The organism is Stenotrophomonas terrae (genome assembly GCF_001431465.1).
Classification (GTDB): Bacteria; Pseudomonadota; Gammaproteobacteria; order Xanthomonadales; family Xanthomonadaceae; genus Stenotrophomonas; species Stenotrophomonas terrae.
This window is the reverse complement of sequence record NZ_LDJJ01000018.1, coordinates 1-12,709: the sequence shown is the minus strand read 5'-3', so window position 1 is coordinate 12,709 and position 12,709 is coordinate 1. Positions and strand designations below refer to the sequence as shown.

Genomic DNA, 12,709 nt, shown 5'->3' with positions numbered 1-12,709 from the left:
CGGGAGAGGGGCTTCAAGCGCAGGTCACTCGTGCTTTGAAAACTCGCTCAACGAACCATCATTGCCCAACAAAGCAACCGTGAACGCCTGGCGGTAGCCGTCCGGCGACTCCATCCCCGGCGTACCTACCGGCATGCCCGGCAATACCAGGCCGCGCGCCTGCGGGCGTTCGGCCAGCAGCCTCTTGATGTCTTCCACCGGTACATGGCCTTCCACCACATAGCCGTCGATCTCGGAGGTGTGGCAGGACATCATGCCGTCACCGATTCCCAACCGCTGCTTGACCGCCATCATGTCGCTGGTGTCGTTGAGCTGTACCGGGAAACCCGCTGCCTGCACATGCTCGGCCCAGCCGCCGCAGCAACCGCAATTCGGGTCCTTGTGTACCACCACCAGCGGCAAGGCCTTGCTGGCCGGTGCAGCTTCAACCGCTTTTGCAGGTGTCGCAGAAGTAGCCGCAGCGGTTGTCGTAGCTGCAGTCGACGGGCTGGCATTGCAGGCGCTGATCAACAAGGTGCCGGCGGCCAGCACAAGCAGCGACAACATCGGCTTTGAACGAATTTTCATGATCTTGATTCCTTGGGCAGTGCGCCGCACCGACCACTGGCCGGTGCGGCAAAAGGGGGTTACAGCATCGACAGGCCGCGCGCGAATTCCTTGGCATCCAGCTTGCCATCGCGGTTGCCATCGCTCATACCGAAGTGCGGCAGCAGCGGGTGACCGCTGGGCAGTTCCTCACGGCTGATGAAGCCATCCTTGTTGGTGTCGAAGCGCGTGAACGTTGCCGCTGCATCGGCCTGCGGTGCCTTCGCAGCGGGCTTGGCTGCCGGTGCGTGATGCTCATGGCCGGCATGCTGGGCCTGCGCGATGGAAATCGAAGCAAGGGTGATCGCGCCGATCAGCGCGGCCTGGATAAAGAATTTCATCGAATTCATTCCTTGTAGGGAGAGTGAGGATGGCGCCGGCATACGACGCCATCCCGACGCATCAGAACCAGAAGCGCACGCCGGCCACCCAGCGTGATTCGCTCACGCCTTCGCCGGCGTCACGGTGCAGGTCGGCGGTATCGCCGAACGCGCGCTCGTGCACGAAACCCACATACGGTGCGAACTTGCGGGTGATCTCGTAGCGCAGGCGCAGGCCTGCCTCCACGCTGCTCAGGCCCTTGCCCACGCCACGGCGCGGATCGTCATCGGCCACGATGCTGGCTTCCACCACCGGCTGCAGGATCAGGCGGTTGGTCAACAGCACGTCGTACTCGACCTCGAAGGCCAGCTCGGCCTTGCGCGGCCCACCGATATAGGCCATCGCCGAGACTTCGAACTTGTACGGCGACATGCCCTGCAGACCGAAGGCGGCGCGGGTCAGGTCCGGCGATTCCCGGTTGTTGTCCTGCCGCACACCGGCTACCACGTCCCACCACGGTGAGATCGAATGCCCGTACAGCGCGTCCACCGACCAATCGCCGAGTGCGCTGTTACTGCGCTCGCCTTCGCTGCGGATCCACAGGCGGTTGATGTCATTGCCGAACCAGGAATCGATGCCCCAGGCCTGGCCGCTGCCATGCGCGTTGTCCCAGGCTTCCAGGTGGTCGAACACCACCAGGCTGTTGAACGACGGTGCGTGCTCCATTGCATGCGGCTTCAACACCGGGAAGGCGTCGTCGAAGTCCTGCTTGGTGGGCGTCGGGATAGGCTCACGCGGCGTCGTGCTGGCGCTGCTGCCCTGCATGTTGTGCCCGGCATGCGGATCGGCGGGCATTGCATGGCCCGCATGCGGATCGACAGGCATTGCATGCCCCGCGTGTGGATCAGCTGTCGCGCCGTGGCTGGAATGATCTTCCGCCTTCGGCATGGAGTGGCTTGCATGCGGATCAGCAGCCTTGGCCTTTTCGCCATGGCCCCGGTGTGCGGCATGCGGATCGGCCGCCTTGGCCTTGGGCATGGTGTGCCCGGCATGTGGATCCCCTGCCGGCTTGGCTTCAGCGCCGTGCCCCGCATGCCCGGCATGCGGGTCCTGCGCGAATGCGCTGCCACTGGCGGCCAATGCAATGAACAGCAGGGAGTGAGAGAAGGTCTTCATGCGTCGATCCTCACTTCGCGCATCATGCCCGCTTCCATGTGGTACAGCAGATGGCAGTGGAAGGCCCAGCGGCCCAAGGCATCTGCCCGCACGCGGTAACTGCGGCGCGTACCCGGTGGCATGTCGATGGTGTGCTTGCGCAGCTGGAATTCGCCATCGGCGTTTTCCAGGTCACTCCACACGCCGTGCAGGTGGATCGGGTGCTGCATCATGGTGTCGTTGACCAGCACGATGCGCATCCGCTCGCCGTAGTTCAGGCGGATCGGCTCGGCGCCGGCAAACGGAATGCCGTCGAAATTCCAGGCGAATTTTTCCATATGACCGGTGAGATGCAGTTCGATCTCGCGGCCGGGCTCGCGCCCATCCGGGTCCTCGAACAAGGACCGCATCGCGCCATAGGTGAGTACCTTGCGGCCGTTGTCACGCAGGCCGATGCCGGGGTCATCGAGCTTGGGCTCGGTGGCCGAGGTCTGCATGTCGATCAGTGGATTGCCCGCTTCACTGGGCTTGTGCTTGGGCGATTTGTCGCCCGCCGCCGCGCCGTGGCCGGCATGTGCATCGTGGCCCATCGCGGCGCCACAGCCGCCCTCCATGCCCTTGGCGCCCATGTTGGCACCGCAACCGCCTTCCATGCCGGCATGGTCGCCATGGCTGCCCATGTCGTGGCCCATATCGCTCATGGTCAGCAGCGGGCGCGGATCGATCTGCGGAATCGGCGCCTGCAGGCCCTGGCGCGTGGCCAGGGTGCCGCAGGCATAGCCGGTGCGGCCCATGTCCTGGGCGAACAGGGTGAAGGCATCCTGGCCAGTCGGCTCGACGATCACGTCGAAGGTTTCGGCCGGGGCGATGCGGAACTCGTCGATGCTGACCGGATGGATGTACTGGCCGTCGGCGGCTACCACGGTCATCTTCAGGCCGGGAATGCGGACATCGAAGTAGGTCATCGCCGAGCCGTTGATGAAGCGCAGCAGCACCTTCTCACCGCTGCGGAACAGGCCGGTCCAGTTGCCGGCCGGCGCAGTGCCGTTCATCAGATAGGTATAGGTGTGGGCATTGATGTCGGACAGGTCGGACGGGGTCATCCGCATCCGGCCCCACATGCCACGGTCGCTGAGCGTCTCGCGCAGGCCGTCCTTGCGCGCGTCACGCATGAAGTCACCGACCGTGCGCTGGTAGGTGTTGTCATGCATCGGCATCTTCTTCATGCGCCGGAACAGCGCAGTGGGATCCATGTCGGTCCAGTCCGAGAGCATGACCACGTGCTCGCGGTCGAAGTGGTACGGCGGCGGTGCCAGCGGGTCGACGATCAGCGCGCCATACAGGCCGGCCTGTTCCTGGAACATCGAATGGCTGTGGTACCAGTAGGTGCCGGACTGCTTGAGCTGGAAGCGGTACTGGTAGGCCTCGCCCGGCGCGATGCCGTTGAAGCTCAGGCCCGGCACACCGTCCATGTTGGCCGGCAGCAGGATGCCGTGCCAGTGGATGGAGGTCATTTCGTCGGTGAGCGTATTGGCCACGCGCAGGTTGACCGTATCGCCCTCACGCAGGCGCAGGATCGGCGCCGGCAAGGAACCATTTACGGTGATGGCGGGGCGGGTGCGGCCGGTGAAATTGACTGCCGAGCGGCCAATCGCAAGGCTCAGCTCGGTACCGCGCAGCTCAACCGGCGGCACTGCCATGGCGCTGCCGGCGGCGAAGGCCTGTGGAATGCGGGCCAGGCCGGCACCGGCGACGACGCCGCCAATGGCCAGGCCCTGCACGAAACGACGTCGCGACAGCGCCGAGCGCGGGTCGGAAAGAAAATCAGATGACATGTGGAACTCCCGGTCATGCAGCCGCATCACGATGCGGTGCTGCATGTCCTGAACAGATCAGGGATGCGCCAGGGCGAAGGCCACGGCACAGGTATCTGCAGGGCGCACAGGCGCCGGCTTCAGGCGATGGGAGGGCGGTTGAGCTGGCCTGGGGCCACGTCGTCGCGGGAGGGTAGTGCTGGCATTGGCGCCAATGCATGACGCATTGGTGCAAGCCGCGTCATCGCGACGCTGGGCAGCATGTTGCAATGCTGTTTGCAGTCGCAGCTGTCACCGCTGGCGCAGGGCGAGGGGGCCTTGTCGGCGTCGCCGCTGTCGCATTGCAGGTTTGCTTCTTCCTGGTGGCAACAGTCGTGTGCGCTGTCGCCGTCTTCCATCGTCATCGCCATCGTCATCGCCTGCATTGGCATGGCCATCGCCGTTGCAGACCACACCGAACCGACCGCACCAGCGATCAGGGTCAGGCACAGCAGCAGGGGCAGCAGGATGCGCGGCACGGGCTTTGCGGTTGGAAGCGAGGCTGAACCATAACATTCCTGAGTAGGGGCTGGGCTGAATGGTTGGGGAGAGCCGGTACGCAGGTGGGTTGGGGTGGAGCCGGTTCTGTTACGCATCTCAAAGCCAAAGCACCCCTCCTCAATCCTCCCCTGCGCCTGCGGCGCAAGGGAGGAGGTAGACTCCCCGATAAATTGACCGACGCCGGCGCTTCTACCCCCTCCCTTGCGCCGCAGGCGCAGGGGAGGGCTGGGGAGGGGTAAGGCTCTGGCTCTGGCTCTGGCAGTAGCTATTGCCCATCCCCCGGCAAGCCAAGCAAGTAGAATCCACTCCAGCTTTCACCAATGAAGTGGCGATCCATGTCCCAGCGTGCTTGGGTGGCGGCGGCCATCCACAAGATTGAAGCCGACTACAACCGTTCGGCCGATACCCATCTGATTCCCGTCGATCTGCCCGGCTTCCCCGGCATCGATGTCTATCTGAAGGATGAATCCAGCCATCCGACCGGCAGCCTCAAGCACCGTCTGGCGCGCTCGTTGTTCCTGTATGCGCTGGCCAATGGCTGGTTGCGGGAGGGCGGCCCGGTGATCGAGGCTTCCAGCGGTTCCACCGCCGTGTCCGAGGCCTATTTCGCGCGCCTGCTGGGCCTGCCGTTCATCGCGGTGATCCCGGCCACGACCTCGCCGGAAAAAATCGCCGCCATCGAGTTCCACGGCGGCCGCTGCCATCTGGTGCAGCGCGCCTGTGACCTGAACGGCGAATCCGAGCGGTTGGCGCGCGAAACCGGCGGCCACTTCATGGACCAATTCACCTACGCCGAGCGCGCCACCGACTGGCGCGCCAACAACAACATCGCCGAGTCCATCTTCAAGCAGATGGCCGAAGAGCCGCATCCGGTGCCGGAATGGATCGTCTGCAGCCCCGGTACCGGCGGCACCGCCGCCACCCTGGGCCGCTACGTCAGCTATCGCCGGCACGATACCCGCATCCTCTGTGCCGATCCGGAAGTGTCGGTCTTCTATGACGGCTACTGCGCCGCGCTGGAAGGCCGCGACTGGCGCACCATGACCTGCGAAGGCGGGTCGCGCGTGGAAGGCATCGGTCGTCCTCGCGTTGAACGCAGCTTCATCCCCACCTGCGTGGATGCGATGGTCAAGGTGAGTGATGCGCTGAGCCTGGCGGCGATGCGTCATGTCAGTGCCAGCCTGGGGCGCCGCGTTGGCGGTTCCACCGGCACCAATTTCATGGGCGTGCTGTACGCGGCGCAGCAGATGCGCCAGGCCGGGCGTGACGGCTCCATCGTCAGCATCCTGTGCGATGCCGGCGAGCGCTACGCGCACAGCTATTACAACCCGGACTGGTACACCCAGCAGGGCATCGAGGTAGCCAGCGCCGATGCGGTAGTGGCCACCGCCGTTGCCGGGCAAGGCATGCCCGACCTGCCTTGTGCCTGGCTGGAAGCGTCGCCATATCAAGGTTGATACCGGCGTAGCCGGACCTGTTTGAAGGAATGCCGTGAATACCCCCAATCCCCTGCTCGATTTCTCCGGCCTGCCGCGTTTCGACGCGATCCGCGCCGAACATGTCACCCCGGCCATCGATGTGCTGCTGGCCGAGGCCGAAGCCGCGGTGAAGGCCGCCGAAACGGTGGCGCCGGTGAGCTGGGAGGCATTCGTGGTGCCGCTGGATGACGCTACCGAGCGGCTGTATCGCGCCTGGGGCCAGGTCTCGCACCTGCAGGCGGTGGTCAATACCCTCGAACTGCGCGAGGCCTATAACGCCAACCTGCCCAGGATCAGCCGCTTCGGCAGTTCCGTTGCGCAGAACCCGGCGCTGTACGCGCAGTACAAGCTGTTGGCCGCCGCGCCGGAAGCAGCAGGCTATGACCAGGCACAGCGCAAGGCGCTGGAAAACGCATTGCGCGATTTCCGCCTGGGCGGTGCCGAGCTCGACGATGCCGGCAAGGCGCGGTTTGCCGAATTGCAGGAAGAGCTGTCCGGGCTGCAGGCGAAGTTCTCGCAGAACGTGCTGGATGCCGGTGACGCGTTTGCCTTGTACGTGGATGTGGCCGACGACCTGCTGGGCCTGCCCGATGATGTGATTGCCAGTGCCCGCGCGGCCGCGCAGAAGGATGGCCGCGACGGTTACAAGCTGACCCTGCAGATGCCGTGCTACCTGCCGGTGCAGACCTACGCCGACAACCGTGCGCTGCGCGAGCAGTTGTATCGCGCCCATGCCATGCGCGCATCGGAGTTCGGCGACGCCGCGTTGGACAACACCGGCAATATCGATCGCATTCTCGCCGTGCGCGCCGAACTGGCCGCATTGCTGGGTTTCGACAACTACGCCGAGTATTCCATCGCCACCAAGATGGCCAGCGATGCCCCGCAGGTGCTGAGCTTCCTGCGTGATCTGGCTGCACGTGCCAAGCCTTATGCGCAGCGCGACCGCGCCGAGCTGGAGGCCTTCGCCCGCGAGCAGTTGGGCATGGATGAACTGCAGGCCTGGGACCTGGCCTATGTGGCCGAGAAGCTCAAGCAGGCGCGTTACAGCTATTCCGAGCAGGAAGTGAAGCAGTACTTCACCGAGCCCAAGGTGCTGGCCGGCCTGTTCGGCGTGATCGAGCGCCTGTACGGCCTCAAGGTCGAGCAGGACAGCGCTCCGGTCTGGCACGAAGACGTGCGCTTCTATCGCCTGGTGGGCGCCGATGGTGCGCTGGTCGGCCAGTTCTACATGGACCTGTACGCGCGCGAAGGCAAGCGCGGTGGTGCGTGGATGGACGATTGCCGCAACCGCCGCGTCACCGCTGCCGGTGTGCAGACGCCGCTGGTCTACCTGGTCTGCAATTTCGGCCGTGGCAACGATGGCAAGCCGGCAACCTTCAGCCATGACGAAGTCACCACCGTCTTCCACGAAATGGGCCACGGCCTGCACCAGCTGTTGACCCGCATCGGCGAGCTGGCCGTTGCCGGTATCAATGGCGTGGAATGGGATGCGGTGGAACTGCCCAGCCAGTTCATGGAGAACTTCTGCTGGGAATGGGAACAGGTACAGGCGATGACCGCGCACGTCGACACCGGCGTGCCGCTGCCGCGTGAACTGTTCGACAAGATGCTGGCGGCCAAGAACTTCCAGAGCGGCATGTTCACCGTGCGCCAGCTGGAGTTCGGTCTGTTCGACATGTTGCTGCACAGCCAGTACCAGCCGGAACAGGAAAGCGTGCTGCAGCTGCTGGAGCGCGTGCGTGACGAGGTGGCGGTGAACATCCCGCCGGCCTGGAACCGCTTTGCCAACCAGTTCAGCCATATCTTCGCGGGTGGCTATGCGGCCGGTTACTACAGCTACAAGTGGGCCGAGGTGCTCAGCGCCGATGCCTATGCCGCCTTCGAGGAGGCGCCAGGCGCATTGGCCGAGACCGGTGCCCGTTTCCGCGACGAGGTGTTGTCGCGCGGTGGCAGTCGCAGCGCGGCTGAGAACTTCCGCGCATTCCGTGGCCGTGAACCGCAGATTGACGCCTTGTTGCGGCATAGCGGCATGACTGCCTGAACACCGGCCACGGCCGGGGCTGGTCAGCCGGGACGATGAGGATCAAGCTTGGGGGCAGGTATTCCCCGATCTATACGACATGCCCCGGCTAATCACCCGCGTCGCAGCCTGCGCGGCCATCATCGGCGCGGTGTTGTGGTTCCAACCGCGCATCAATGAGCCCGCCGCCCAGGTCAGCAATGGCTTGAACCTGCGCAGCGCGCCGGACCAGCGCGCCGAGCGCCTGGCAGTGCTGCCGGTGGGTACCACGGTGGAAGTACAGCGCTGCCTGGCCGATCTGCAATGGTGCAACGTACGCGCCGACGGCAAGAGCGGCTGGGTAGCAGCCGACTATCTGATCGCCCGCAGTGACGGCAAGAAGGTCAGGCTGGCCGAGGCCGGCAAGCAGATGGGCGTGGTGATAGAGACGGCCAAGCCGGGCGGATAAGCCCGCGGTTGTAGTGCCGAGCCATGCTCGGCAGATAACCCGCAGTTGTAGTGCCGAGCCATGCTCGGCAGAGGCTTTCCCAGCACCGCATCGGCTATGGAATCTGTAGGAGCGGCATAAGCCGCGAAGAGGGCGTTCCGGCAGGCAGCGAACAGCCACAACCCCTCCCCAGCCCTCCCCTACGCCTTCGGCGCAAGGGAGGGAGCGTAGTGCCGGGCGATGCTCGACAGTAGCGTTACCTGTGCACTGAGATTGCAGCGAATCCTGAGATTGCAGCGAGCATTGAGACTGCAGTGAATCTTCAGATTGCAGCAAACCTTGTCCCTTCTCCCGCCTGCGGGGGAAGGTGCCCGCAGGGCGGATGGGGGGAGGCTCTGGTTTTAGGCTGTGTAGCCGTCGTTTTCCGCCAGCTTCGCGGCTTACGCCGCTCCTACATATCAAAAATCTGAAGGGTTGCTGGGAAAGCCTCTGCCGAGCATGGCTCGGCACTACGCTCCCTCCCTTGCGCCGGAGGCGTAGGGGAGGGTTGGGGAGGGGGTGGCTGTTGGCTGGCTGCTGGAACGCCGGCTTCGCGGCTTACGCCGCTCCCACATATCAAAAATCTGAGGGGTCGCTGGGAAAGCCCCTGCCGAGCATGGCTCGGCACTACGCTCCCTCCCTTGCGCCGGAGGCGTAGGGGAGGGGTTAGCTGTTGGCTGGCTGCTGGAACGCCAGTTTCGCGGCTCGCGCCGCTCCTGCAGATTGCATATCCGATGTGGCGCTGGGAAAGCCCCTGCCGAGCATGGCTCGGCACTACATCTGCTGCTTTTACTTCTTGTTCGGCACTTCAAAGCCCAGCTTGTCCACCTGCTGTGGGTGCTGCGGCACGCGCTTGAGCTTGTCGGTGTTGACGTCGTACTTGTCACGCAGGCGGGTGGCCAGCTGGCGGTAGGTAGCGTTGTCCATGTCCGGCGTGCGGGCGAAGATCCAGGCCATTTCGCGGCCTGGGTAGCCAATCAATGCCCAGGAATAGTCCGGTGCCACTTCCAGGATGCGGGTGTGGGTGGGCACCACGCGGTAGAACCAGGTGCGCCAACGGCGGTTGCCGCTGTCTTCGTCGACCTTGGCGCGGATGTCGATTTCCTCTGCCGGCTCGGCAAAGCCTTCGCGGAACTGGTAGTGGATGGCGACCTTGTTGTCGTCGCGCAGGGTATAGGTATTGACGCTGGCCACATGGCCGCGCTCGACGAAGTTCGGCACGCGGCCAATCACATACCAGCGGCCCATGAAGCGCTGCAGGTCAATCGGGCCCTCGGCGATTCCTTCCTCCACCGTCGTTGCCGTCGGGGCAGCCTCCTGCGCGTGGGCCGGGGTCAGCGGCAGGGCAAGGCTCAACAACACGGCAGACAGGAAAACAGGAATTGGTCGCATTACGGGCAGGGCACCAGTGCAGGTCAGGGCAGCATGTTCGACGGCCAGCGATGGGCGCGTCAATGGCAGGTCGCAGTCTGTGAGATGGCGGCCGCCGAGGATGCACTCCAACACAGCCATGTTGCCGGAGAACGTCATGACCAAGCCGCTTGCATCGTCATCCCGTCTTAACCCGCAGGAAGCGCCCGATCCGCGTGTGCTGCGCTGCGTCAGGCAGGCGGCGCTGGCTGGCCTGGCACTGCTGCTGGTGTGGCCGGCGGCCCGCGGCCACAGCCAATGGATCGGCTGGCTGCCGCTGTGGCTGCTGGGCATGCCGCTGAGCGCATGGTGGGCGCTGTACCGCTTTCGCCTACCCGCAGCCTGGCGGAACCGCCACGCCAAACCGCGCCGGCGCGGCCCGCAGGCCACCCGTGGCCGCCGTCCGGCCCGGCGCCGCCTGCCACAGGCGGCCTGACCTTCGACACGTGGGGATGGGGCAGGGCCTGTGCTAGCGTTCGCGGCTTATGACCGCATGGAGCCAACATGTCTCGACTCACCTCCGCCTGCCTTGTGGCAGGCCTGCTTTCTTCCGGCCTGGCCGGGGCCGCCATGGCCGCTGACGATTCCCAGGACACGTACGCCTGGCTGGAAGACGTCACCGGCGACAAACAGCTGGGCTGGGTGAAGGAGCAGAACGCCAAGTCCGAAGGCCGCCTGGCCGTGACCCCGCAGTTCAAGGCGATGGAGACTGGCATCCGCGAGGTGCTGGATTCGGACGCCAAGATCCCGGGCGTGGAGAAGATTGGCGACTACTACTACAACTTCTGGAAGGACAAGCAGCACGAGCGCGGCGTATGGCGCCGGACCACGCTGGTGGAATACCGCAAGGCCGAGCCGCTGTGGGAAACCGTGCTGGACCTGGACGCGCTGAACAAGGCCGAGGGTGAGAACTGGGTATGGCATGGCGCCAACTGCCTGCGCCCGGAATACAACCGCTGCCTGATCGCGCTGTCGCGCGGCGGCGCTGACGCCGATGTCACCCGCGAGTTCGACATCTCCAAGAAGGATTGGATCAAGGACGGTTTCTTCCGCGCCGAGGCCAAGGGCGGCCTGGGCTGGATCGACCAGGACAACGTCTTCGTCTACACCGACTTCGGCCCGGGCTCGATGACCACCTCCGGTTACCCGCGCGTGGTCAAGCGCTGGCAGCGCGGCACCCCGATCACCGCCGCTACCCCGGTGTATGAAGGCAAGCCGGAAGACATGTACATCGCGGCGATGCACGACGACACGCCGGGGTTCGAGCGCAACTTCGTCAGCCGCACCATTGCCTTCTACAACAACGAGCTGTTCGTGATCGGCGCCGATGGCAAGTTGACCAAGGTCGACGCGCCGAACTCGGCCGAGAAGGGTGTGCGCCGCGAATGGCTGACCCTGGAACTGCGCGAGCCGTGGACCGTGGGCGGCAAGACCTATGCTGCTGGCTCGCTGCTGGCAACCAAATTTGATGACTTCATGGCCGGCAAGCGCGAGTTCGACGTGCTGTTCGCGCCCACCGAGACCACCTCGCTGGCCGGCGTCACCTGGACCAAGTCGCACGTGGTGTTGAACGTGCTGGACGACGTCAAGAATCGCCTGAAAGTACTGACCCACGGCAAGGATGGTTGGGTGAGCAGCGATTTCACCGGTGCACCGGCCTTCGGCACCATTGGTGTTGGCGCGGTGGACGCCGATGAAAGCGACGCGGTGTGGATGACCGTCACCGACTACCTGACCCCGACCACGCTGGCCCTGGCCGAAATCGGCAAGCAGCCGGAAGTGCTCAAGACCATGCCGGCGTTCTTCGATGCCAGCGACAAGGTGATCGAGCAGCACTTTGCCACCAGCAAGGACGGCACCCGCGTGCCGTACTTCGTGGTGCACGACAAGGCCATGAAGCTGGACGGTTCCAACCCGACCCTGCTGTACGGCTACGGTGGCTTTGAAATCTCGCTGACCCCGGGTTATTCCGGCGGCATGGGCCGCGCCTGGTTGGACAAGGGCGGCGTCTATGTGGTGGCCAACATCCGCGGCGGTGGCGAGTACGGCCCGCGCTGGCACCAGGCGGCGCTGAAGCAGAACCGCCACAAGGCCTATGAGGACATGGCGGCGGTGGCGCAGGATCTGGTCAGCCGCAACATCACCTCGGCCAAGCACCTGGGTGTGCAGGGCGGCAGCAACGGCGGTCTGCTGACCGGCAACATGCTGACCCAGTACCCGGAGCTGTTTGGTGCGGTGGTGGTGCAGGTTCCGCTGCTGGACATGAAGCGCTACAGCCACCTGCTGGCCGGTGCCTCGTGGATGGCCGAGTACGGCAACCCGGATACGGCCGATTGGGAATTCATCAAGACCTTCTCGCCGTACCACCTGTTTGACCCGGCCAAGAACTACCCGCCGGTGCTGTTCACCACCTCCACCCGCGATGACCGTGTCCACCCGGGCCACGCCCGCAAGATGGCGGCCAAGATGATCGATGCAGGCAAGGACGTGACCTACTACGAGAACATCGAAGGCGGCCATGGTGGTGCGGCAAACAATGCACAGGCTGCGCATATGTCGGCATTGGCGTATAGCTTCCTGTGGGAGCAGCTGAGCAAGAAGTGATGCTTGGTTTGACGTGATGAAAAACAAACGCCACCGAAAGGTGGCGTTTGTTTTTGCTTTTTTGCTTAAGCCCCTCTCCCGCCTGCGGGAGAGGGGTTGGGGTGAGGGCAGGGCGAAGTACTGAGGGTGAACTGAGGCAATTGCTTCCGAAGCTCGAAAGCCTCCCCCCCATCCGCTCTCCGGGCACCTTCCCCCGCAAGCGGGAGAAGGGAATAGCCGAAGCCACAGCGAAGGCCACAGCCACAGCCAAAGCCAAAGCCACAGCCAAAGCCAAAGCCACAGCCACAGCCACAGCCACAGCCACAGCCACAGC

Annotated in this window: 11 protein-coding genes; 5 read left to right on the top strand and 6 right to left on the bottom strand. The window is 64.6% G+C overall.

Annotated elements, in window-relative coordinates:
• Positions 1 to 24: 24 nt before the first annotated feature.
• From ABB27_RS06585 to ABB27_RS06565, 5 genes are all read right to left on the bottom strand, one after another.
• Positions 25 to 567, bottom strand: a complete 543-nt coding sequence (locus tag ABB27_RS06585) for a DUF411 domain-containing protein (protein WP_244479163.1) — start codon at positions 565 to 567, stop codon at positions 25 to 27.
• A gap of 59 nt (positions 568 to 626) precedes the next feature.
• Positions 627 to 926 carry an EF-hand domain-containing protein gene (locus ABB27_RS06580; protein ID WP_057627566.1) on the bottom strand — a complete coding sequence of 100 codons (300 nt, stop codon included), beginning with the start codon at positions 924 to 926 and terminating at the stop codon, positions 627 to 629.
• Between the two features lie 61 nt (positions 927 to 987).
• Positions 988 to 2,082, bottom strand: coding sequence for a copper resistance protein B (locus tag ABB27_RS06575; protein WP_057627564.1), 1,095 nt, complete (start codon positions 2,080 to 2,082; stop codon positions 988 to 990).
• Positions 2,079 to 3,896, bottom strand: a complete 1,818-nt coding sequence (locus ABB27_RS06570) for a copper resistance system multicopper oxidase (RefSeq protein WP_057627571.1) — start codon at positions 3,894 to 3,896, stop codon at positions 2,079 to 2,081. Before ABB27_RS06570 ends, ABB27_RS06575 begins: the two co-directional genes overlap by 4 nt.
• 119 nt (positions 3,897 to 4,015) lie before the next feature.
• Positions 4,016 to 4,393, bottom strand: coding sequence for a CopL family metal-binding regulatory protein (locus tag ABB27_RS06565; RefSeq protein ID WP_057627563.1), 378 nt, complete (start codon positions 4,391 to 4,393; stop codon positions 4,016 to 4,018).
• Between the two features lie 357 nt (positions 4,394 to 4,750).
• Between ABB27_RS06565 and ABB27_RS06560 the strand changes: the two genes are divergently transcribed.
• From ABB27_RS06560 to ABB27_RS06550, 3 genes are all read left to right on the top strand, one after another.
• Positions 4,751 to 5,872 (top strand): PLP-dependent cysteine synthase family protein, encoded by a 1,122-nt coding sequence (locus ABB27_RS06560; RefSeq protein WP_057627561.1) that lies wholly within the window; start codon positions 4,751 to 4,753, stop codon positions 5,870 to 5,872.
• Between the two features lie 34 nt (positions 5,873 to 5,906).
• Positions 5,907 to 7,937, top strand: a complete 2,031-nt coding sequence (locus ABB27_RS06555; RefSeq protein ID WP_057627559.1) for a M3 family metallopeptidase — start codon at positions 5,907 to 5,909, stop codon at positions 7,935 to 7,937.
• Positions 7,938 to 8,016: 79 nt separating this feature from the next.
• Positions 8,017 to 8,364: an SH3 domain-containing protein gene (locus ABB27_RS06550; protein ID WP_057627557.1), complete on the top strand. Its 348-nt coding sequence runs from the start codon at positions 8,017 to 8,019 to the stop codon at positions 8,362 to 8,364.
• 807 nt (positions 8,365 to 9,171) lie between these two features.
• Here the strand turns inward: ABB27_RS06550 and ABB27_RS06545 are convergent.
• Positions 9,172 to 9,774 (bottom strand): lipocalin family protein, encoded by a 603-nt coding sequence (locus ABB27_RS06545; protein WP_057627569.1) that lies wholly within the window; start codon positions 9,772 to 9,774, stop codon positions 9,172 to 9,174.
• Positions 9,775 to 9,910: 136 nt separating this feature from the next.
• Here ABB27_RS06545 and ABB27_RS06540 point away from each other — a divergent pair, with 136 nt between their 5' ends.
• Together ABB27_RS06540 and ABB27_RS06535 are read left to right on the top strand one after the other, a co-directional pair.
• Positions 9,911 to 10,228, top strand: a complete 318-nt coding sequence (locus tag ABB27_RS06540) for a hypothetical protein (RefSeq protein ID WP_057627554.1) — start codon at positions 9,911 to 9,913, stop codon at positions 10,226 to 10,228.
• Positions 10,229 to 10,296: 68 nt separating this feature from the next.
• On the top strand, positions 10,297 to 12,396 hold the full coding sequence (locus ABB27_RS06535) for a prolyl oligopeptidase family serine peptidase (protein WP_057627553.1): 2,100 nt from the start codon (positions 10,297 to 10,299) through the stop codon (positions 12,394 to 12,396).
• Positions 12,397 to 12,709 lie beyond the last annotated feature (313 nt).